The sequence below is a fragment of the Corynebacterium sp. sy039 genome (assembly GCF_007904105.1).
Classification (GTDB): domain Bacteria; phylum Actinomycetota; class Actinomycetes; order Mycobacteriales; family Mycobacteriaceae; genus Corynebacterium.
The window spans coordinates 1,954,776-1,975,999 of sequence record NZ_CP042325.1 but is presented as its reverse complement, the minus strand read 5'-3'; the positions used below and the strand labels follow the sequence as shown (position 1 = coordinate 1,975,999).

General features: G+C 48.8%; 19 protein-coding genes. 14 read left to right on the top strand and 5 right to left on the bottom strand.

Annotated elements, in window-relative coordinates; translation table 11 throughout:
- The first annotated feature begins 145 nt into the window (after positions 1 to 145).
- The 11 genes from FQV43_RS08875 to ccsB all read left to right on the top strand — a co-directional run bounded on the left by FQV43_RS08875 (position 146) and on the right by ccsB (position 12,609).
- Entirely contained in the window at positions 146 to 1,876 is a 1,731-nt protein-coding gene (locus tag FQV43_RS08875) for a hypothetical protein (RefSeq protein ID WP_146340077.1), read from the top strand.
- Between the two features lie 282 nt (positions 1,877 to 2,158).
- Positions 2,159 to 3,715, top strand: coding sequence for a hypothetical protein (locus FQV43_RS08870; RefSeq protein ID WP_168195081.1), 1,557 nt, complete (start codon positions 2,159 to 2,161; stop codon positions 3,713 to 3,715).
- A gap of 184 nt (positions 3,716 to 3,899) precedes the next feature.
- Positions 3,900 to 4,598 (top strand): ABC transporter ATP-binding protein, encoded by a 699-nt coding sequence (locus FQV43_RS08865; protein ID WP_146340072.1) that lies wholly within the window; start codon positions 3,900 to 3,902, stop codon positions 4,596 to 4,598.
- Positions 4,591 to 6,087: a hypothetical protein gene (locus tag FQV43_RS08860; RefSeq protein WP_146340070.1), complete on the top strand. Its 1,497-nt coding sequence runs from the start codon at positions 4,591 to 4,593 to the stop codon at positions 6,085 to 6,087. The genes FQV43_RS08865 and FQV43_RS08860 overlap by 8 nt, the downstream gene beginning before the upstream one ends.
- A 10-nt stretch (positions 6,088 to 6,097) precedes the next feature.
- On the top strand, positions 6,098 to 6,403 hold the full coding sequence (locus tag FQV43_RS08855; RefSeq protein ID WP_146340068.1) for a hypothetical protein: 306 nt from the start codon (positions 6,098 to 6,100) through the stop codon (positions 6,401 to 6,403).
- 43 nt (positions 6,404 to 6,446) lie between these two features.
- Entirely contained in the window at positions 6,447 to 7,748 is a 1,302-nt protein-coding gene (gene hemL, locus FQV43_RS08850; RefSeq protein ID WP_146340066.1) for a glutamate-1-semialdehyde 2,1-aminomutase, read from the top strand.
- Positions 7,749 to 7,853: 105 nt separating this feature from the next.
- Positions 7,854 to 8,465, top strand: coding sequence for a histidine phosphatase family protein (locus FQV43_RS08845; RefSeq protein ID WP_144275311.1), 612 nt, complete (start codon positions 7,854 to 7,856; stop codon positions 8,463 to 8,465).
- The gene (locus tag FQV43_RS08840) at positions 8,466 to 9,080 is read left to right on the top strand and encodes a TlpA disulfide reductase family protein (protein WP_144275313.1); all 615 of its coding nucleotides are present in this window, start codon (positions 8,466 to 8,468) and stop codon (positions 9,078 to 9,080) included.
- Positions 9,077 to 9,883: a cytochrome c biogenesis CcdA family protein gene (locus FQV43_RS08835; RefSeq protein ID WP_146340064.1), complete on the top strand. Its 807-nt coding sequence runs from the start codon at positions 9,077 to 9,079 to the stop codon at positions 9,881 to 9,883. The genes FQV43_RS08840 and FQV43_RS08835 overlap by 4 nt, the downstream gene beginning before the upstream one ends.
- A gap of 22 nt (positions 9,884 to 9,905) precedes the next feature.
- The gene (locus tag FQV43_RS08830) at positions 9,906 to 11,504 is read left to right on the top strand and encodes a cytochrome c biogenesis protein ResB (RefSeq protein ID WP_370511223.1); all 1,599 of its coding nucleotides are present in this window, start codon (positions 9,906 to 9,908) and stop codon (positions 11,502 to 11,504) included.
- A 94-nt stretch (positions 11,505 to 11,598) separates the two neighbouring features.
- Entirely contained in the window at positions 11,599 to 12,609 is a 1,011-nt protein-coding gene (ccsB, locus tag FQV43_RS08825; protein WP_144275317.1) for a c-type cytochrome biogenesis protein CcsB, read from the top strand.
- Positions 12,610 to 12,628: 19 nt separating this feature from the next.
- Here ccsB and FQV43_RS08820 read toward each other — a convergent pair whose 3' ends face one another.
- A complete protein-coding gene (locus FQV43_RS08820) occupies positions 12,629 to 12,898 on the bottom strand; it encodes a hypothetical protein (RefSeq protein WP_146340062.1) in 270 nt (89 codons plus the stop codon).
- A gap of 100 nt (positions 12,899 to 12,998) precedes the next feature.
- On the opposite strand from FQV43_RS08820, the gene FQV43_RS08815 reads away from it, so the two are divergent.
- Positions 12,999 to 13,391 carry a DUF4229 domain-containing protein gene (locus FQV43_RS08815; protein WP_144275321.1) on the top strand — a complete coding sequence of 131 codons (393 nt, stop codon included), beginning with the start codon at positions 12,999 to 13,001 and terminating at the stop codon, positions 13,389 to 13,391.
- Between the two features lie 110 nt (positions 13,392 to 13,501).
- Positions 13,502 to 14,737 carry an MFS transporter gene (locus tag FQV43_RS08810; protein ID WP_144275322.1) on the top strand — a complete coding sequence of 412 codons (1,236 nt, stop codon included), beginning with the start codon at positions 13,502 to 13,504 and terminating at the stop codon, positions 14,735 to 14,737.
- Here the strand turns inward: FQV43_RS08810 and FQV43_RS08805 are convergent.
- Both FQV43_RS08805 and menE read right to left on the bottom strand, forming a co-directional pair.
- Positions 14,734 to 15,609, bottom strand: a complete 876-nt coding sequence (locus tag FQV43_RS08805) for a 1,4-dihydroxy-2-naphthoate polyprenyltransferase (RefSeq protein WP_146340060.1) — start codon at positions 15,607 to 15,609, stop codon at positions 14,734 to 14,736. The two genes, FQV43_RS08810 and FQV43_RS08805, sit on opposite strands and share 4 nt — an antisense overlap.
- Positions 15,610 to 15,617: 8 nt before the next feature.
- The gene (gene menE, locus FQV43_RS08800) at positions 15,618 to 16,760 is read right to left on the bottom strand and encodes an o-succinylbenzoate--CoA ligase (RefSeq protein ID WP_146340058.1); all 1,143 of its coding nucleotides are present in this window, start codon (positions 16,758 to 16,760) and stop codon (positions 15,618 to 15,620) included.
- 204 nt (positions 16,761 to 16,964) lie between these two features.
- Between menE and FQV43_RS08795 the strand changes: the two genes are divergently transcribed.
- Positions 16,965 to 18,752, top strand: a complete 1,788-nt coding sequence (locus FQV43_RS08795) for a BCCT family transporter (protein ID WP_146340056.1) — start codon at positions 16,965 to 16,967, stop codon at positions 18,750 to 18,752.
- Here FQV43_RS08795 and FQV43_RS08790 read toward each other — a convergent pair.
- Both FQV43_RS08790 and FQV43_RS08785 read right to left on the bottom strand, forming a co-directional pair.
- A complete protein-coding gene (locus FQV43_RS08790) occupies positions 18,746 to 19,690 on the bottom strand; it encodes a 1,4-dihydroxy-2-naphthoyl-CoA synthase (protein WP_144275330.1) in 945 nt (314 codons plus the stop codon). The genes FQV43_RS08795 and FQV43_RS08790 overlap by 7 nt on opposite strands.
- A gap of 21 nt (positions 19,691 to 19,711) precedes the next feature.
- Complete coding sequence (locus FQV43_RS08785; RefSeq protein ID WP_144275332.1) at positions 19,712 to 21,076, bottom strand: CitMHS family transporter; 1,365 nt, start codon at positions 21,074 to 21,076, stop codon at positions 19,712 to 19,714.
- Positions 21,077 to 21,224 lie beyond the last annotated feature (148 nt).

Genomic DNA, 21,224 nt, shown 5'->3' with positions numbered 1-21,224 from the left:
TCATGCAAGAGTCCTGGCACCAATGGTGCTAGGATTTTCTTTATGTCCTGGGTTATGATGAGGGGGCTTTTAGGTTTTTCTCAGCTTTGTGTGGTTGAAGGGAATCTGGAAAGTGCTTTTTGTTCTTTTTCCTAGGAGAGAAATAATGTTGTTAAATCGTTTTGCTAAGCGTGCTGCGGCGGTTGCTGCCGTTGGTATGCTTGGTGTGAGTTTTCTAGCCCCCCCCCCCTTGGTATTAGCCATGGACGGTGGACCACGTGGTTCGTATGGTGGTGTGAACTGTGATACGGGTTCTACTTGTGTGAAGCAAATAGGTGATGATGCACAAGTGACGTGGCAGGTGCAGGTATCGCCATTGGCGATACCAGATGATCATGGTCTAATGTCTGGATATGTGTCTCATCATGCACAGATTATGATTCCATCCACGGTGAAAGATGTGTCTATTAAGCTCACTCATATGCCAGTCAGTGATGATGGACTAAATTTATCTAGTGATGATCCTGACAGTATTTGGCCAGATAAAGAGGTAGATTATCAGGTTCCTATTGTTGATTCGATAGATGATGTTACTGATAGTGGTACTTATGCAGTATCTTCCTTTGTGAAAAATCCGATTAAACCAGATGAAAAAGATGATCTGAGCCTTGAGTATGATGATCCTGATGCTATTCCAGAGGGAGCCCCTGCTCCGAAGGATACTCGTGTGGATATGTCTGAGGTGTACTACCAGTATGGGGTAAAGAAGTCTGCTCTCCCAGAGCAACCTAATTGGGATTTTTATCAGGTTAAGTTGAATCAGTCCGGTATTTTTACTTTCGAGGTGACCGGTACAGTTGAGTCGGTTAGTGAAGATACGTATGTTCCGATTCGCGCAGAAAACATGATAAACCGATGTAGCCCCGTGAACGATGACTATGAACTTAAAGATCGCAAGGAAAATTGTACTTCCTTGAAGATGAATGATACATGGTCATGGGCTTTGACGGATGAATTGCCTCCTGTGATGACGAAAGAACAATCCGACGACGTACGCAAGAAGATTGCTGCAGTGTATGAGGACCAGGGTACTGTTCATGGTTTGACTGGTGTGGGAACCTGTGCAGTAACCCGTAATACAAGTCGGTTTGACACGATTAGTACTGATATTGAGGCCGCTGCTGAGGGTAAGTATGGTGCGTATGCGCGTACGTTTAATCTTAGGTTGAATCCTGGAATGAGTTATTTTGGTTCGTTGCGTGGTAGAGAGGATAATTGTGACCAGGGGTTCCAGCATATTACTCTTTGTCCTGATGAGGAGACTGAGGTTCCACCTAGTGAAGAGCCTGTAGAGTCTAAGGAACCTACTCCTTCTGATGAGCCACAGGAATCTGAAGAACCTACTCCTTCTGAGGAAGAGGAGGTTGAGCCTACTAAGCCTTCTAAAGAAACAGAGGAACCAACTGATTCTGAGGCACCAACCTCTAGCGATGAGCCTGTGGAGTCTGAGGCACCAACACCACGTGAGGAAACTCAGGAGTCTACACCTTCTGATGAACCTGAACAGGTTAAGCCTGTGAAGCCTGGTGAGCGTCCTGAAGAGCGTGAGGAGCCTAAGGTTCCTATGGTTCCGCCAACGTTGCCTGACGCTGAGGTTATCACTACTGTGGTGGAGCCTGAGGACAAATCTGTTGAGATTACCGGCAAGCCTGTGCAGTCTGAACAGGATAAACCCGCTGAGCCTAAGGCTAAAACCGAGTCCAAGATTGACTCTAAGCCTGAGTCTAAAACCGTTATCTCTGAAAGTGTGAAGGATAACGTTGCTAAGCAGGCTAAGACTGTAGCGAAGAAAGATCGTCCTAAAGTTACTACGGGTGGTCACTTGCGCGTAGTGTAATTTTATTTTGCACAATAGTCCTAGCGCCGATGGTGCTAGGACTTTCTTTATGTCTTGGGTTATGATGAGTGTGCTTTTAGGTTTTTCTCAGCTTTGTTTTGAGGGAATCTAGAAAGTGTTTTGTTCTTTTTCCTAGGAGAATAGAGGAAATATGTTTTTACAACGTTTTGCTAAGCGTGCTGCGGCGGTTGCTGCCGTAAGTATGCTTGGTGCGGGTTTTCTAGCCCCCCCCCCTCAGTATTAGCCGCTGGCGCTGATAATGTCCATGGTTATTGGGGTGGTGTGAACTGTGACACGGGTTCTACCTGTGTGAAACAAGTGGGGGATGAAACACAGGTCACGTGGCAGGTACAGTTATCGAAATTATTAACTTCTGAGAATCACATCCAAACCTCTCGTGGTGCGCAGATAGCTATTCCATCCACGGTCAAAGATGTGTCTATCAAGATGACGCATATGCCAACAGAGCAGGTATCTACTGATAGCGCTAACGTATATGCGTGGAAAGATTTGGATGGAAACATTATCGAAACAACCAGATCAGATGATTACGGTTATGGTTCGTTTGTTCCTGCTCAGCAAGTAGATTTTGATGTTCCTATCAAAGATGTCACTAATGTTGAAGATTATCCATATCGCTACGACGATACTGATACAGCAAATGAAGAACGCTATAAGGTAAGTCCTTTCTACAAGAATGCTTATAAGAAGGAGAAGGACTATTTTCTCCAGATAGCTGGTATGGATTATTCGTCTTTTGCGTATCAGCCTGAGTGGGATATCTATGAGATCGGTCTGGTTGCGGCAGGTGTTTATACTTTTGAGGTCACCGGTACTGTTGAAGCAGTCGGTGAGGATACCTACATTCCGATTCGTGCGGATAATATGTTGTGGAAGTGTTCTTCTGAGGGCGGTGGACCTGGTAGCGCTGAGGAGGGGTGTCAGAGTCTGAAAGATTACCCGTGGGGTCGTACGGGTGAATTACCTCCTGTGTCTATTCCAATGATTCCGGAGGATGAGTCTGCATCTTCAGCTCGTAAAGCAGAAATTGTCCAACGCAATAAAGAAATCGCCCTAGAGAATGAGAAGATTGCTGCGTTGTATGCTGAGCAGGGTACTCGCCATGGTTTGACGAGTGTGGGAACCTGTGCAGTTACTCGTAACACTGATCGTTTTGACACGATTAGCAATGATATTGAGGCTGCTGGTCCTAAGTATGAGAAGTACGTGTTGACGTTTAATCTTCACCAGAATCCTGTGGTGAATTTTTATGGTCCGTTGCTTGGAGCTGAGGATAACTGTGATCAGGGATTCCAGCATATTACTCTTTGTCCTGACGAGGAATCTGAGGTTCCACCTAGTGAGGAGCCTGTAGAGTCTGAGGAACCAACGCCTTCTGACGAGCCACAGGAATCTGAAGAACCTACGCCTTCTGACGAAGAGGAAGTTGAGCTTGCTAAGCCTTCTAAGGAAACAGAGGAGCCAACTCCAAGTGAGGAGCCTACTCCTTCTGAGGAGCCTGAGCAGGAGAAACCTGTGAAGCCAGCTGAGCGTCCTGAAGAACGTGAGGAACCAGTTAAGCCTGTTGTTCCACCAACTCTTCCTGACACAGACACAGAGGTTGAGCAGGGTGAGGTTGTTACCACCGTTGTAGAGCCTGAGGGCAATCTTGAACAGCCTGAGCAGGATAAACCTGCCGATTCTAAACCAGAATCCAAGCCTGCACCTAAGACTGTTATCGCTGAAAGTGTAAAGGATAACGTCGCTAAGCAGGCTAAGACTGTAGCGAAGAAAGACCGTCCTAAAGTTACTACTGGCGGACATCTACGCGTAGCGTAATCCTGTTCCTGAGAAATCTAAAAGTCCTGGCACCAACCAGTGCTAGGACTTTTCTCTTACTCGCCTCATCTAACTATTGTCACTACCGACTCATAACTATTGCCGCGTGTGAGCTGCTGTGTTTAACTGATACTACTGTCGTCCAGTATCAAGTATCATTCCCTCATCATAAGTGCAGGCAGAAATGTTGAGAGTAAACCACGTAGAGTACAGTTATCCAGGACATTCCTCAGCTGTAGTGGGAGTTCATTTCCAAGCTGGACGTGGTGAACTCATTGGTATGTTCGGGGAGAACGGCTCGGGAAAGTCCACATTGCTGAAACTATGTGCCGGACTATTAAAGCCTGCCGCGGGTGGTGTGACATGGAATGAACAAAGCACTACTACGTTATCTGCTAAATCGAATCTTCTTTATTTGTCGGGCAATGAGGATCTTCCAGAATATCTGACTGGTCGTGAATTAGTTGCGCTGTATCTGAAGCTATACAAAAAACCTTTTGCGGCTGATGTTTTTGCTCAGTATCTCACGCGCTATGACATGGCAGAGTGGGAAACCAAACTTATCGAGGAATACTCGCATGGAATGAAAAAGAAGATACAGCTTATTACGGCGTTGATGTTGCGTCTTCCTTTTACCATGCTCGATGAAACGCTTAATGGAATTGATCGCCGCTCTATGCTCAGGGCGGGTGAGGATCTTGCGTCTTTGAGCAGGGAAAATCTGGTGATGGTGGTATCGCATGATCCGCAATTATTGGATAGACTCGCCACCCGAGTCATGTGCATACAAGATGGCGCAGTTGTTTATGATGCAGCGCGTGCCGAGCTAGAAAAAGAGTATGGTACTGCAAGCGCCATAGTCGATCGTTTTCTGAATGAGTAAGTCGGTAGAAAAGGGAAATGAGAGAACTATGGGTGGCATAAGAGCACGCAGCAGCATGGTGGTTACGCTCTATCTTTTCTTATTTAAGCACCAAGTTCGGCAGCTATTGTCGGTAGGGGTGCTCAAAGAGAAATGGGCGCGTGTCATGTTGCTGGTAGCCCTTGTGGTTATTGTGTTTTCATCGTCGATAATTTCTTTTCTCTTTTATCAAAAAATTGGGATCAATGAGTCGTCGATTAGGCTTGTCCTTGGGCTTTCTAATTTAGTTATTCCATTGTGGGCAACTATTGGGTTTCTCGTCGCAAAGCTACTGCTCATGCGTACTGGTAGCTTGATGAAACTCACGACTTTCATGCCTATTACTGATTTTCAGCGCAGGATGGCTCTTTTTCTGATGGAGCTTACAATAGCTACATTGTGCGCAACATTCTTCTTGCTTCCGTCCCTTATCTCATTGACATTAGCGTGTGGTTTCAGTTCCCTATCCGAGAGCCTCACGAGCATAGTGTACCCATTTATCCTATTGCTCCTTGCCCTGATCATTGCATATAACCTGTTGGAGAAAGGCGCACGCGTTCTTAGATTGCAGGCAATAAGCAGCCACGTGGCTCTGATTCTAACGGTAGGGGCAGCGTTAGTGATTAGCGCTGATATTACGTATGGCTTATCGACGCTCACCACTGCCTTTAGCAAAGGGGAAAACTATTGGCGATGGTCTAATGTTTTAACAAGAATTTTGGTACATAATGGCATGGTAGTAAGCACCTTGGTGTTCTTTGTCGCCTTTGCTGTGTGTATAACTTTTGCCGTGGTAACACATTCTCCGCTAGGAATAAGCACTCGAATGTATCTTAAGGCGCATTATCCTGGTGTTTCTTTCGCTGGTCTTGTTGCGCAGCAAACATCAGTAGCCAGGAGCGTTGAGATAGCCATAATGATGAGCATTATTCGCTCAAAGGAAACCTGGATTGCGGTATTATTCAGCGTGCTTGGCTATGTGGCAATTCTTAAAAGCAGAATGTTGCCACCTGAGTGTTCATTAGAATTGATTGCGTGCATGGGGATTTATTCTTATTCCACAGTGCGCCCGTTGCGGAAAATGTATAGCAGAGTAATTTCCCCTGCACGGGAGTATTGTTATCTGGTAAAAGCCCTGGTATGGCTGTGTATTCCCATTGCGTTGTTATTCATTTTAGGCTCATTTCTGAGCGGTAATTTTGGGCTGCATACCGTGGTGATATGCCTTGGATGTGTCAGCAGCATACCGCTGACAACAACAGCAGGTATATTGGTTCCAGCTGCGCACGATAATCCAATTTCTGCATTGGTAGGATTAGGAATCCTCATGAGTGTTGTTCTGATGACATCACTGGTAACGTCACTATTTTCTCTTAACACATGGGGTTATGGCGTAGTCTTTGGGGTAGTTGTGGTAGTGGTAGCAGCATGGGGAATCACACTACTGCGTGACCATTCCCGATTACATTAGGAGTCTGATCATGATTAAACGTCTCTCATTATCAGTAATGCTATCGTTCCTTGTTGTGGTGGCGAGTGCGATAGGCACAATCCTTTACCTCATTTTCAGTACCAACGATAAAGAGTTTTATCGCTCAGGTTTGTGGGGGATGGTGTATGCCCATGCCAAGGAGAATGCTGCAGGAAATACTGAGTTGACCTTTGGCATTGCCCACATTCCTATGCTCATCATCGTGGTTGTAGCAGTGGCCGCCGTTTTCTTTCTCATCGGTGGTATCGTGAGCGGTATCTTTGCAAAACCAAAGAAAGACAGTGCTGCCCAATAGTTGCCGTAAACTATATGTCGCGCCTCTGCCTTACAATGGAGTCATGACTGCACATATTTCTCGTTCCCGCGAGCTTTTCGACGCCGCCCAAAACCTTATCCCCGGTGGAGTGAATTCCCCAGTGCGTGCTTTTGGTTCTGTCGGTGGGCAAACGCGGTTTATTAAATCTGCACGCGGTGCCACTTTGTATGACGTCGATGGCAATGAATATGTAGATTTAATGTGTTCGTGGGGTCCTATGCTGCTTGGGCATGCACACCCAGAGATTGTGGAGGCTGTGGCTAAAGCAGCAGCTCAAGGGTTGAGTTTTGGTGCTCCTACTGAGTCTGAGGTGGAGTTAGCTCAGTTGATTGTGAATCGAACCAGCGTGGAAGAAGTCCGCATGGTGAACTCTGGCACTGAGGCTACTATGTCGGCGGTGCGGTTGGCGCGTGGCTATACTGGCAGGTCAAAAATAATTAAGTTTGCTGGTTGCTATCACGGCCATGTGGATGCGTTGCTTGCGTCAGCTGGTTCCGGGGTTGCGACTTTTGCTTTGCCGGATTCACCTGGTGTAACTGGTGCTCAGGCAGGCGATACTATTGTGGTGGATTATAACGATCTTGCAGGGGTAGAGCAGGCCTTTGCTACGTATCCAGATAGTATTGCGTGCATTATTACTGAGGCTGCCGCTGGCAATATGGGTACTGTGGCACCGCAGCATGATTTTAATGCCAAGCTCAAAGAAATCGCCCATGCTCATGGTGCCTTGTTGATTCTCGACGAGGTAATGACCGGGTTCCGCACTTCCTATCAAGGTTGGTTTGGTGTTGATCATGTTGCTGGTGACTTAACCACCTTTGGCAAGGTTGTGTCTGGTGGATTGCCTGCTGCGGCTTTTGGTGGGCGTCGGGAGATTATGGAATATCTAGCGCCAGTAGGGCCGGTATATCAGGCTGGTACTTTGTCTGGTAATCCTGTGGCGATGGCGGCGGGGAAGAAGTCCCTGGAATTGGCTACACCAGAGGTCTATGATGTGATCCGAGCCAATGCTGATAAGGTCGCAGATTTGGCGAGTACGGCGTTAAGCAAAGCAGGGGTGGCACATCATATCCAGCGTGCCGCAACATTTTTCTCTATTCGTTTCGCTGAAGGCGAGGGGCATAACTTTGCGCAGATGAAAGCGGCGGAGACATTCCGTTATGCTCCGTTTTTCCATGCGCTCCTAGACAACGGGGTGTATGCGCCACCGAGTGTATTCGAGACGTGGTTTGTGTCCTCTGCGCTCGGTGACAATGATTTTGAGCGTATCGAAAAAGCACTTGCTCAGGCAGCACCTGCGGCAGCGGCAGCACAGCCGGCGTAACAAGCCATAGGCAGCGTAGAGCAGGCTGCGTGAACGTGCATAATTCTTGCATAATTATTGAGTAGAGTAGAAATAATTATTGACCTCATCTGGTAGAAAGGCACTATGAGTTCTACGACGATTGTCCACCTTGTGCGGCATGGCGAAGTACATAATCCGGAGCGTATTCTTTATGGGCGCTTGCCTGATTACCATTTATCAGCACGGGGTGAATCAATGGCAGCGGCAACTGCTGCCGCTTTTGCTGGGCATGATGTTGCGATATTACGTAGCTCGCCCTTGGAGCGCGCGCAGGAAACCGCAGCGCCTATCGCTCAGGTGACAGGTTTGGACAATAGCATAGACGAGCTGCTCTTAGAGGCTGGTAATCGCTATGAGGGGTTGCGGGTTAAGAGTCTGCGTTCTCAACTGTGGAATCCAGTGCATTGGCCGCTTATGCATAACCCTATGTTGCCTAGTTGGGGTGAGCATTATGAGGATATTTTGACTCGTATGCTTACCGCAATCGAGTCTGCTAGGCGTGAAGCCGAAGGTCACGAGGCAATTCTTGTGAGCCATCAGTTACCTATTGTGTGTGTGCAGCGTTATGCGCAAGGGAAAAAGTTGGCGCATAATCCTGCTGCGCGTCGCTGTGAACTTGCTAGTGTGAGTTCTTTGGTGTTCCATGACCGGGAGCTCGTCGAGTGTATCTATTCAGAACCGGCTCGGGAGATCTAAATGCGTAGTTTGCATAAACAGTTAACAAAAGTATGTGCCCAATTATTATGTGTTGCTGCCCTAGGCGGGATTGTTGCCTGTAGTGATGACAACACCGCAGGTAAAGACGCTGTGGCAATTGGTGGTACTTTTGAGTTTTATTCTCCCGACGGCAAGCAAGAGATTTTCTATCCTGAAGATGAGCGCAGCCCTATTGCAGATTTCTCTGGACCTGCGCTTATGGACGAAAATACTACGATCAAACTCAGCGATTTCGCTGGTCAGGTAGTGGTGCTGAACGCGTGGGGGCAATGGTGTGCGCCATGTCGTAGTGAGTCTGATGATCTCCAAGAAGTGCAAGAGTTTTTGGCAAAGCATAATGGCACAGTCCTAGGAATTAATGTGCGTGACTTTGACCCAGAAACCTCTCGAGATTTTGTGCAGAATAATGGTTTGAGCTACCCGAGTATCTATGACCCACCTTTCAAGACAGCAGCTCAGCTCGGTGGTGTTCCGGCATCTGTGGTTCCTACCACCATTATCCTTGATAAACAACACCGCCCAGCGGCAGTATTCCTGCGCGAAATTACTGCTAAAGATGTGTTAGACGTGGTCAAACCCTTGGTTGAAGCATGAGCGGGGCAAGTATTGGGCAGCATTTTGCCGACCTAGTAGCCACCGGACCACTTGCCTTAGGTGTGTTAGCTGCGGCAGCTGCTGGATTGGTTTCTTTTGCTAGCCCCTGCGTCGTTCCGCTGGTGCCGGGCTATATTTCTTATCTGGCTGGAATCGTGGGAGCAGAAGTTGACTACAGCAAGGATCAGCCCACTGTTGCTCGTGCTGCGCGGTGGCGAGTAGCTGGGGCAGCGGCATTATTCATTGCAGGGTTCAGCATTATTTTTGTGCTTGCTACAGTTTCTGTTTTTGGGGCAATCAGTGTGCTTGCACTGAACTCTCAGCTACTCATGCGCATTGGTGGAGTGGTGACCATCCTCATGGGCTTGGTTTTCATGGGAGCTATTCCTTTTCTGCAGGGTGAACATCGTATTGCGCCTCGACGCTGGTCGACGCGCTTAGGCGCGCTATTACTAGGTGGCGTGTTCGCTTTGGGGTGGACGCCGTGTTTAGGGCCAACATTGGCAGCAATTGTTTCTATTTCTGCTGGTACTCAGGGTATGACTGCGGCGCGTGGCGTGGTGCTTATGCTGGGATATTGTCTTGGATTGGGAATTCCCTTTTTATTGGTGGCATTAGGGTCAGCAAAAGCGATGGGTGCGGTAGGTTTTTTGGCGCGCCATAGTCGCACTATCCAGCGCATAGGTGGGGTGTTGTTGATTGTGGTGGGCGTGGCATTGCTCACCGGTGCGTGGGATATATTTATTACGTGGGTGCGCCAGCTTATTGAGCTTATTGTCGATTTTGGTGTGCCATTAATTTAGAAGATTGGTCAGCGTGAAAACTATGATGAGTGCAATAATTAAAGCGATCAAAAAAGCGTGGCATTGGCTTACCTCGATGCGCACAGCTTTGGTACTGCTTTTTTTGCTCTCACTAGGTGCCATTCCTGGTGCTTTATTGCCACAGCGTTCGCTCAATGAAGGAAAAGTCACTGAGTACATTGAAAATAATGGCAATGTGGCAAAAATCTATGACAAGCTGCAACTATTCGACGTATTCAATTCTTCGTGGTTCCTTGCCATTTTCTTTCTCCTCTTTGTATCTTTGATTGGCTGTATCATTCCGCGCACCATTGACCACTACAAAGCAATGAAAATGCCGCCAGTGCGTGCGCCTAAGAATCTTGAACGCTTGCCGCTGCACGAAGCTGGCAGTGTGGAAAAATCACAGGAGCAGGTAGAAGCAGATATTCGCCGCGCTTTTCGACGCTGGCACTTGGCGGCTTATAGCCCACAAGAAGATCGTGCTGGTGTTCGTTCCTTTGCTGCTGAACGTGGTTATTTGCGGGAGTTTTTTAATTTGTGTTTCCACTTAGGCATTGTGGGAATGCTCATTGCGATTGCCGTCGGCAAGCTCTATAGCTATGAGGGGCAAGTGATTGTGGTTGCCTCTGAAAAAGACAAGATGAACACGCAGTTTTGTAATACTGCCACGGCTAATTATGACTCGTTTAAGGCAGGGCCTACCTTTGACGGAACAGGGTTAAGCCCGTTTTGTTTTGAGGTGCATGACTTTAAGGCAGACTATCTGCCCAATGGGCAAGCAAAGATGTATAGCTCGCGGATTAGTTATGCCCAAGGTGATGAGATTAACACTGATTCTGCAACGTGGAAAGAGTTTAATCTGCGAGTCAATCACCCATTGCGTATTGCTGGTGACCGCGTATATCTCCAGGGTCATGGTTTTGCACCGACCTTCACTATCACCTGGCCTAATGGACAAAAGCGCACCCAAACCGTGCAGTGGCGCCCTGATGATTTGACCTATTTCTTGTCCTCAGGAGCTATGCGCTTTGACCCGCCAGCGGGACTGTACCCGGATCTTTATCAGCGTCGCCAACAGCAATTAGCAATCCAAGGACTATTCGCACCGACCGCCCAATGGTCGGGTGAAAATAATGAATTGCTCAGCTCCCGCTATCCGACAATGACCGACCCCGCAGTGGCCATTGATATTTACCGAGGCGATAATGGTTTGGATACTGGCGTTGGGCAGGGGCTGTTCACCCTGGATAATAGCTTGATTCACTCTGGTCAGTTGCAGCGTTTGGAGCGAGTGAACCTCACTAAAGGCCAGTCGGTGACTTTGGATGATGGCACCATTGTCACCTTCGACGGCGCGGAGGAGTTCGCCAACTACCAAATTTCGCACAACCCTGCCCAAGGCTGGATTCTTGCCTGGACATTGGTGTCCTTAGTGTCCTTGGTTGGGTCATTGATGATCAAGCGGAGAAGAATCTGGGTGCGCATTACCCCATTGGGGGAGCACGCCACCTATGTGGAAACCGCTGGTTTGGCGCGTACTGATCGTGCTGGTTGGGGTGAGGAATACCACAGGATTCATTGCACTATCCTGGGAATTGACTATGAAGAACAAGATTGACCTTGGCTAGTTTTCTTCCCAAGAGTAATGTGGCTATAGGTATTTTTACTATTCGTCTTGATAAAAAATGAGCTGAAAAGAGCATTGTGCGGCTATGAATATCAACACCACTTTGGCGTCACTATCTGACTCGGCGTATGTCTCTGCCTTTGTTATTTATTTCATCGGGTTAGTGCTGTCCATTCTTTACTATGTGCGCAGTAAAGCGCTTGTGGATATGCGTCGGGAGCAAAAATTTTTGGCGGCTAAAACACCAGTTCTTGCTGGCGGCAGCGCTCAAGATACTGAAGAAAAAACTGCCGTGCCAGTAGCTTCTTCCGACGCAGTTGCCAAGAAAGAGAAAGCTGCGGAAAAAGCAGCAGGCATGACCCAAACTATTGTGTGGCTGGGCATTATCGTGCACGCAGTTGCTGTGATTACCCGCGGACTATCCGCCTCCCGCTTTCCCTTCGGCAACCTTTATGAGTACATCCTGGTCATTTCCCTGTTCTGCATGGTAGGCGCTGCGTTATATCTTCAGCGCAAAGAACTAAGGATCATGTGGTCTTGGGTATTGGTGCCGATTTTAGCGTTGCTCTTTTTCGGCGGAACAAAACTCTACACGGATTCTGCGCCGCTGATCCCACAATTGCAGTCAGTATGGTTCCCGATCCACGTATCAACCGTATCTACCGGTGCTTCTATCGGGTTAATCTCTGGAGTTGCGTCGCTATTGTATTTGATTCGTATGGCGCAACCTGCTGGGGAAGAAAGCAATAATTTCTTTGGTGCGTTGGCAAAGCCACTACCTAGCGCAAAAATGCTCGATGCCATTGCCTACCGAACTGCCATCATCACTGTTCCGGTATTTGGTTTAGGAATTATCCTTGGGGCGATATGGGCAGAGTCAGCGTGGGGTCGCCCCTGGGGTTGGGATCCCAAAGAGACTGTCGCCTTTATTACCTGGATTCTTTACGCTGCGTATTTGCACGCACGAGCGACCGCAGGATGGCGTGATTCGCGCTCAGCATGGATCAACATTCTTGCCCTTGCGACGATGATCTTCAACCTTTTCTTCATTAACATGGTGGTTTCTGGGCTACATTCCTACGCTGGGGTCAACTAAGCGCGATTATGCCCCCAGACTAGCGTTCTGGGGAAGTCTCTGGGTCAGTATCCCCAGGTTTGTTGAGCCTGCGCTGCCGTTCTTGCTCTTGGCGCTGGGCTTCTTCCCGCGCCCGACGCTCCTTAAAGCGATTCTTCTCAATTTCCCAGAGGAAGTTCTCATCGTCGTCGGGCCCTTTTATCTCTGGGGTACGAGGCTGCTGATTGCGTTTCCAAGAGTGTGGACCAAAAGCACGCCACACCAATACCAGCGCGGCGACAATGAGGAGCAGGAGCAATAGTCTTCCCATTGTGTATTGTTATCCTTTCACCAAGACCCAAATAAATTAGTTCCAGCCTACCTTTTATGCGGTTGTATGGAATAATCACGATATTGCTAAGCTGGAGAAGATGACTAAGCAGCATAATACCCCTGAAGAAACTTCTGCCAGCCCCATCAGCTCTGATATTGCGGCTGATTCTGCGGCTGGGGCAAAAACTTCCGCACCGCCGCACAAAGACCCCACCGCGGCAGCAAAAGCACGCCGCAGTATTATGCTCTACGGTTTGGCACGCCTAGGTCTGTTTTTACTTCTTACAATTGTTATTCAGGCATTGGCTTTGGCAATTGGTGCGCCTGTTCCGATTCTGATTTCGGCAACATTAGCGCTCATTGTGGCGTTGCCCCTATCTGTTTTTGTGTTCAAGGGATTGCGGGTGCAGGCCACTGGGGCACTGGAACAGTGGCATACGCAGCATAAGGCCTATAAGCAGTGGGTGAAAGAAGAATTAGCTAAGCGCTAATTTTTGATGATGGGCTGTGGCGCTGCTCCCACCCACAGTTTCTATCAATTGATAGAATACTGGTGTTATGTCGAGACACTCGCAAGGACATCACGAGAAAGAATAACACCATGCCCACTAACCCCAGATTGTGGCTACACATCCGCGCCAATGCCATGCTCACCAATTTTGGCAATGGACTCACCGGCGCCATTCTGGTGTTCTACCTGCTAGATGTGACATCACAACATGGAATCGTCCTGCCCTTATTCTTCCTCTCTCTGGGACTATCCCTATCCGTTGCTTTCCTTGCTCCCCTCGTAGACCGCATTGCCCGCCCCCGAATCGCATGGGTGAGCGAACTATGCCGAATGATCGCCACCGCAGCATTAGCCTTCGGCCACAATTACATCCTTATCTGCACTGCATTCTTTATCAACGGCATCATGGCTTGTCTGTATCGACCTGCCGTCTCTGCAATTTGGGCACAATTAACCAACGACGTAGCCCAACGCTCTCAAGTCTTTGCCACCAACGCTATGCTCAGCAGAATTGGCTTAGCGCTCGGCGGTGGTTTAGGCGGCGTTATCGTGACACAGCACAGTTACAGATGTGGTTTCGCAATCGACGTAGTCACATTCCTATGCAGTGCGCTCTTTTGGGCTTACGTCGATCGTAAACACCAAGAACTCCACGGGGTGCACGACCATGGCGAATCTATGCGAACGCTGTTGGGCAATGCGTTGAGAATCGACCGGTCTTTTCAACAATCATGGGCAGTGATTGCGCAAGTACGCTGGTTATCTGCTTATGTTCTTGTTGGCATTATCGCAGCAGTGCCACTGCAAATCGTGAGCACATCAGCACCCATCGTCATGGTCGATACGTTTAGCCCCGCGGTTTTAGGTCTATGGGCGGCACTACCAAGTTGGCTACTACTCCTGGGCAATATCATCACTCGTTTGGTAAAAAACATTCCTATCCCTGGGTTCTTCCTAGCCGGTTCCCAAGTGCTCATGGCTGTGTCCTATATTTTTGCCATGTTCCACCCACTGATCTGGTTTGCCTTAGTGTTTATGTCTCTTGGGCGCGTGACAAACGCACTGGCACAACCAGTATTTAATGCATGGGTGGCTTCTCATTTCCCCGCGGAGCAACGCGGTAAAGCATTTGCATTTGCCGCAGACGCAAACCTCATGCTCGGCCCACTAGGGCTTCTTCTTGCATATCCCATTATCGCGGCTTTCCCAGCACAACACGTAACCATAGTAATGGCAGCCGGTGCGGCTATATGCTACTTGATTCCCCTCCTCATTCCAGGGTTTATCCAGCTCAAGGCGCAGAAAATAACTGAGGAAGAAACCTAGCCTACGCACAATGCCACAGCAGTCAGCAACGCCCACACCAACATAGTGCGCCCAGTCAGCCCTAAGACGGGAATAAGCTCACGACCAGTTTTTCCAGCCACTACTGGACGAGCAGCATACACTGCAAAAATAAGAGCACACAATCCCAAAGCAGCCCACCAGGTACGCAGCAACAACACACAACTGACTACAAAAGGCGTACTGAGCAGTACGTAATAGAGCACACGTGTGCGCGCGTCCCCCAAACGTACCGCAAGGGTGATTTTCCCTGCCTGGCTATCCGTGGGAATATCACGCAAATTATTCACCAGATTCACCCCAGCAGAAATAGCACCTACTCCCACAGCACACGCAACCCCTTCCCAAGTAATGCGACCTAACTGCGTGAATACAGTGCCCAGCACTGCAACCAGACCAAAGAACACAAAAACCGCGACCTCACCAAGACCGCGATACCCATAAGGATTTTTCCCACCGGTATAAAACCACGCGCCAAGAATACATAGTGCACCCACGAGAATGAGCCACCACGCACTGAGCACACTCAAGATGATTCCCGCCGCAGCTGCCACACCAAAAGCGAAAAAAGCAGCGTATTTGACGTGCTGTGCAGCTACCACGCCAGAAGCAGTGAGTCTGAGAGGACCAGTGCGATCTTCATCAGTGCCGCGGATGCCGTCGGAATAGTCATTGGCATAGTTGACCCCGATAATGAGCGCCCATGCCACCACAGCTGCCAGTAGCGCACGTACCCAGTTAAACCCTCCATAAGCAGCCGCAACAGCAGAACCGACAATCACAGGTGCAAAAGCATTAGCCCAGGTGTGTGGGCGTGCGCCGATGAGCCAATGCTCAAAATTAGGTGAAGCCATGCGTGCCATTATGCCATCTTTGTCATGAGCTTTTCGACGCCCACCCGATCCACTTTCCCCGGCCCAATAAGAGGCAACTGCTCCACCTTGAGAATATGCCGTGGCAATTGCCAGCGGGGCAGATCGTCGAGAGCTTCGATAATATCTGTGGGCGCAGCACTGCCAGTATAGGCAGCGGCAATTGCTTGCCCGAGCTTGGAGTCGGGGATACCCACGATACATACACTCTCAATACCAGCCACCTCTGCCAGGCGCTGTTCTAGCACCTCAGGGTGTATTTTTAGCCCACCGGAATTGATGATGGTGTCGATCCTGCCAGTCACCTGCAATATGCCTTGCGCTAAGAAACCTGTGTCATTGCTGGCATACCAACCGTCAATAAAAGAATCTGCGTCTTGGTCACTATTGCGATAACCACGGGCAACCATAGGACCTGCCACATAGATGCGTTCGGACACAATTTTTAGTTCTGCACCTGGAATAGGCGTGCCATCATAAACGCACCCACCAGCAGTTTCGGAACTGCCATAGGTGCTTATCACGGTGATACCCAATTCCTTTGCTGCCCGACGATCCTCCGCGCGCAAAGGTGCGCCACCAACCAGAATGGCGTCGAAAAGCCGCAATGCCTCAATGCCTTGTAGCGTGTCCATAGCTTTAAGTAGCTGTAGGGGAGTTAAGGCAGTGTAGCAACGTGTGGACTCAGCGCGTAATTGTGCAGCGGCATAGGCGAAATCACTGACATGAAAACCAGTGCTTACGTCGATAGATACTGGGTTGGTTCCCGCCACTAAAGAACGAATAAGCACCTGCATACCAGCGATGTGATAGGCAGGCATAGCCAGCAGCCACGTGCCGGCGCCGCCTAAGAATTGATGAGTGGCGTCGGCAGAGGCAACGAGATTGGTGGGGCTAAGCAGTGCCCCTTTAGGTGTGCCAGTGGTACCAGAGGTGGACATGACCAGGGCAATGTCGCTGTCAATGGGTTCGCCAATACGATGTGTGCGTTGTAGTAATTGGGCGCGATTGCGGTCATTGTGCGGTAAGGGGACAAAGCTGCGCTCACCGGCGATAGCTGTCTCTAACACGTCGAGTGCGTGATCGATGCCTGTGGGGGAAGGGTCGATTATGAGGGGTTCTAATCGGTGCACAGAAATCAGTGTAGAGCGTTGGCGACATAATGCGGTGATATGAGTGAGTTTTTATAGCCAAAAAGTTACTGAGTGATAACAATTGGCTAACTGTTTTTCGCATTTCCCCAGCAATATGCATTTTGCACGCCGGAATGAAGGTGCGTCGCGCGATAGTTTTTGTACTCTTAAAAGGTTCTTATAACGCGACAGAAAGTTTATCTCGTGAGTAAACACCTAGCAGCTTCGCCCGTGAGTAAAGAGAAAAAACGCGGCTTGAAGTCTGACCCAGTAATTTTTCTTGGCGCATTAGGATTTATCGTTGCCTTTATCGTCGCAACGATTCTTCTTGGCGACACCGCCACTAACTTTTTCTCCACCATTGCCGGGTGGATGCTGCGCAACGTCGGATGGCTCTATATAGGTGGCGTATCGCTGATCTTCATTTTTCTCATTGGCGTATTCGTTTCTCGTTTCGGACGACTACGCCTTGGCGATGACGACGAGGAACCAGAACATTCCCTAATCGCCTGGTTTTGTATGCTCTTTGCCGGTGGTATCGGTGCAGTGCTGATGTTCTGGGGTGTGGCAGAACCACTCAACCATGCCGTGAATGTGCCTCAGCAAAATGCGGCTCCGATGAGCGAAAACGCCATTCTAGAAGCGTTTGGTTTTACGTTCTATCACTTTGGTCTGCATATGTGGGCTATTTCAGCACTGCCTGGTCTAGCATTAGGGTACTTCATTTATAAACGTAAACTACCACCACGTGTTTCCAGTGTTTTTGCGCCTGTTCTTGGGGCAAAAATATATGAGCTACCTGGTAAGTTGATTGACATTTTGTCTATTATCGCTACCACCTTTGGTATTGGTGTGTCCGTGGGGCTGGGGGTATTGCAGATCAATGCCGGTATGAACTATTTGTGGGGTGTGCCAGAAATCAGTTGGGTAAAGCTACTGATTATTGTGGTCATTACTGTTGCCGCGAGTTTTTCGGTGGCCAGTGGTCTTGATAAGGGCATTAAGTTTTTAAGTAACCTCAATATCCTTTTTGCCGTACTCCTCATGCTTTTTGTGGTAGTCACTGGTCCCACGCTTGCCTTGTTGCGTTTTAGTGTGGAAAGTTTTGGTATTTACGCCGATAAACTCCCAGAGGTCATGTTCTGGGCAGATTCTTTCGATAATAACCCTGGTTGGCAGGGTAAATGGACAGTGTTCTACTGGGCATGGACAATATGTTGGTCGCCTTTTGTAGGAATGTTCGTTGCAAAAATTTCTCGTGGACGCAGCGTACGCGAATACATTGGTGGTGTCTTGCTTTTGCCCACTATCTTCAGTGTTATTTGGTTTGGTATTTTCGGGCGTGCTGGTATCGACATTGAGCTTAACAATCCAGGGGCGTTAGCTACTGAGGTGGTCGAAAACGGTAATGTTCCTTTTGCGCTTTTTGGTTTCCTAGAGCATTTCCCATGGACAACGGTAATGAGTGTATTTGCACTGGTGATCGTGGTGCTGTTCTTCATCACCTCAATTGATTCCGCAGGCATGATTAATGATATGCTCGCTACCGGGGAAGAAGAGTTCAGCCCAACGTGGTACCGGGTGCTATGGGCAGTAGCAATTGGGGCAGTAGCTGGAGCGTTGCTGATTGCAAGCCCTAACTCCGGAATTAGTACCTTGCAGGAAGTTGTCATTATTGTGGCGTTCCCATTCTTCCTCACCCAATTTGTCATGATGTATTCCCTCATCAAGGGCATGAATGATGACTCTGCCGCTGAACAACGCATCGTTACTCGTCAATGGGAAAAAACTGATACCGCAGAAAAGCTCGAAGCACATGAAGCAGAGCCTGCCCCTGGATACGACGAGGACGGTAATGAATTACCAGTTATTGCCTTAGAACACGACGAGGATGGAAATATCGTTATCCCAGGCAATGTTGTCATCGCCGGTGACCTGGGTATCACAGGCGATGTAGTAGATACTGCAGAAACCGCGGAAGATAATCAGTAGTAGTAGGGGAAAGGCGACCAATCGGGGTCGCGTTTTTCCAGAAAAGCATTCTTACCTTCGACGGCTTCATCGGTCATATAAGCCAAACGAGTGGCCTCACCAGCAAAAACCTGTTGGCCCATGAGTCCGTCGTCGGTAAGGTTAAACGCAAACTTCAACATACGCTGTGCCGTTGGAGACTTGCCATTGATTTCTCTGGCTACCTGGATTGCTTCATCTTCTAATTCCGCGTGATCCGCAACGATATTCACCGCCCCCATGCGCTGCATAGTCTCAGCATCATAGGTTCTGCCGAGAAAGAAAATCTCGCGCGCAAATTTTTGCCCCACCATTTTTGCCAGATAAGCAGAGCCATAACCAGCGTCAAAAGAGCCAACATCAGCGTCGGTTTGCTTGAACCGTGCCTCTTGACGAGACGCAATGGTCATATCACAGACCACATGGAGAGAGTGTCCACCCCCGGCTGCCCACCCATTGACCACAGCAATGACAACTTTAGGCATGGTACGAATCAGGCGCTGCACCTCAAGAATATGCAGCCTACCCCCCTCAGCTTTGGTTCGTTGCTCGTCGACGGTATCTGCTGTTTCCCCCTCAGCGTAACGGTAGCCAGAACGACCACGGATACGCTGATCACCACCCGAGCAAAAAGCCCATCCACCATCTTTACTGCTTGGGCCGTTGCCAGTGAGCAAAACTGTGCCAATGTCAGGGCTACGTCGCGCGTGGTCGAGTGCCTGGTAAAGCTCGTCGACGGTATGTGGACGAAAAGCATTACGCACCTGGGGGCGATTAAATGCAATACGCACAATGCCGTATTCTCGGCCCTGACCACGATGACGGTGATAGCTAATATCACTGAAATGCTCAAAACCTGCCACAGGCTGCCAAAGATGAGCGCGGAATGGATTATCGGTACTTGGGGTAGGTGTTGTCATTATTCCAATGATAGTGGCTGTCTAGGCAAGTAAGCCCATAACGTGCGCGATGAGTACCACCGCGATACCAAAAGCCCACGCAATAGGGAACGTAAATTTGATATGGCGACCAATGTTTGTTTTTGATAAACCAATTGCCAACCATAATGCTGGGGAAAATGGGCTGACGAAAGTGCCAATGATATTGCCCAAAATCAGTGCAGATGCTGCACCTGTACCAGAGATGCCAAAACCAGACACTGTTTCTTGAACCACAGGTAACAAGGAGAAATAGTAAGCATCAGTAGAGGTGAGTAGATCAAGCGGCACACCAAGTAATCCAACAGCAACGTGAATCCACGGACCAAAAGACGTAGGAAGTACAGCCAACAGGCTTAATGCAATATGCTCTAACATTCCTGATTCTTTTAACACCCCAAGGAACATAGCGGCAGCCAAAATAACACCAGCCATTGATAATGCGCTGGGGGCATGGCGGGTTAGTGTTTGGGCTTGTTGTGCTGAATCAGAGAAATTGATCAGCAGAGCTACTGCAGTAGCAATCATAAAGGCTGCTGCTGGTGGCAAAATACCAGACATGAGCACTCCCAAGAGCAACAGTGACAGGATCACATTTGCCGCGAAAACCCCTTTGCTGCGCCTGTAGCTGACATTTTCTTTTTCTTGTTCCTCTTTTTGGGTTTGCTCGAAGCTACGCGCAAGGTCATGAACATCAACTGCTGCGCGACCAACAAACTCAGGCGAGCGCCTTAACACGGCGATACGTTTTGACTCTCGTAGCCCCAAAAAGAAAGCAATGATAAATACGACCACAATACTCATGAGCTGTACTGGCAAAATATGCTGCCAGAGGTCGATGGGGTCTTGGGAAATAACCGAGGATGCACGTCCGAGTGGACCAGCCCACGGCATCATATTCATGACTGCTGCTGCCAAAGAGACAATAGCCAAAAGCACATATCGGCTCATATGCAGGGCATGATACAACGGCAATAGTGCGGGGAGAGTGATGAGGAATGTGGTGGCACCGGCGCCATCAAGATGAGCCACAATGGCGATTGCCGCAGTGCCCAGGGCAACCAAAATAACATTGCCGCGAGTGGCAATGATGAGGGTTTTAACCAATGGAGTAAATAACCCCACATCAGACATAATGCCAAAGTAAATAATGGCAAAAATGAACATAACTGAAACATTGATAACGGACTCTAGACCGGCGCTAAAAAATTCGGTCACCCCGCTAAAACCAAAGCCGGCAACGAGTGCTCCCAAGGTAGGAATAAGACTCATAGCGACAATGGGATGTACTTTGCCACGCATCAATATGGCAACTGTGCTGATGATAATGCACAGTCCGATTATGGTAAGCGCAAGAGGAGTTTGCATAATTTGCATATAAAGAAACTAATATATTGTGGCGCCAATCACTAAAACGGGGTAGGGGGATGGGTGAATACACCAGTCGTGACAAGCGTAAGCGCCAAAGAAGTGCCAGCTCATACCCGATTAGCTAAGAAAAATTTACGACGCGTCG

Bases quoted from the DNA above. Each gene is read 5' to 3' on its own strand.
- FQV43_RS08875 (WP_146340077.1), top strand. From the start codon at position 146: ATGTTGTTAAATCGTTTTGCTAAGCGTGCTGCGGCGGTTGCTGCCGTT.
- FQV43_RS08865 (WP_146340072.1), top strand. From the start codon at position 3,900: ATGTTGAGAGTAAACCACGTAGAGTACAGTTATCCAGGACATTCCTCA.
- FQV43_RS08860 (WP_146340070.1), top strand. From the start codon at position 4,591: ATGAGTAAGTCGGTAGAAAAGGGAAATGAGAGAACTATGGGTGGCATA.
- FQV43_RS08855 (WP_146340068.1), top strand. From the start codon at position 6,098: ATGATTAAACGTCTCTCATTATCAGTAATGCTATCGTTCCTTGTTGTG.
- hemL (WP_146340066.1), top strand. From the start codon at position 6,447: ATGACTGCACATATTTCTCGTTCCCGCGAGCTTTTCGACGCCGCCCAA.
- FQV43_RS08845 (WP_144275311.1), top strand. From the start codon at position 7,854: ATGAGTTCTACGACGATTGTCCACCTTGTGCGGCATGGCGAAGTACAT.
- FQV43_RS08840 (WP_144275313.1), top strand. From the start codon at position 8,466: ATGCGTAGTTTGCATAAACAGTTAACAAAAGTATGTGCCCAATTATTA.
- FQV43_RS08835 (WP_146340064.1), top strand. From the start codon at position 9,077: ATGAGCGGGGCAAGTATTGGGCAGCATTTTGCCGACCTAGTAGCCACC.
- FQV43_RS08830 (WP_370511223.1), top strand. From the start codon at position 9,906: ATGATGAGTGCAATAATTAAAGCGATCAAAAAAGCGTGGCATTGGCTT.
- ccsB (WP_144275317.1), top strand. From the start codon at position 11,599: ATGAATATCAACACCACTTTGGCGTCACTATCTGACTCGGCGTATGTC.
- FQV43_RS08820 (WP_146340062.1), bottom strand. From the start codon at position 12,898: ATGGGAAGACTATTGCTCCTGCTCCTCATTGTCGCCGCGCTGGTATTG.
- FQV43_RS08815 (WP_144275321.1), top strand. From the start codon at position 12,999: ATGACTAAGCAGCATAATACCCCTGAAGAAACTTCTGCCAGCCCCATC.
- FQV43_RS08810 (WP_144275322.1), top strand. From the start codon at position 13,502: ATGCCCACTAACCCCAGATTGTGGCTACACATCCGCGCCAATGCCATG.
- FQV43_RS08805 (WP_146340060.1), bottom strand. From the start codon at position 15,609: ATGGCTTCACCTAATTTTGAGCATTGGCTCATCGGCGCACGCCCACAC.
- FQV43_RS08790 (WP_144275330.1), bottom strand. From the start codon at position 19,690: ATGACAACACCTACCCCAAGTACCGATAATCCATTCCGCGCTCATCTT.
- FQV43_RS08785 (WP_144275332.1), bottom strand. From the start codon at position 21,076: ATGCAAACTCCTCTTGCGCTTACCATAATCGGACTGTGCATTATCATC.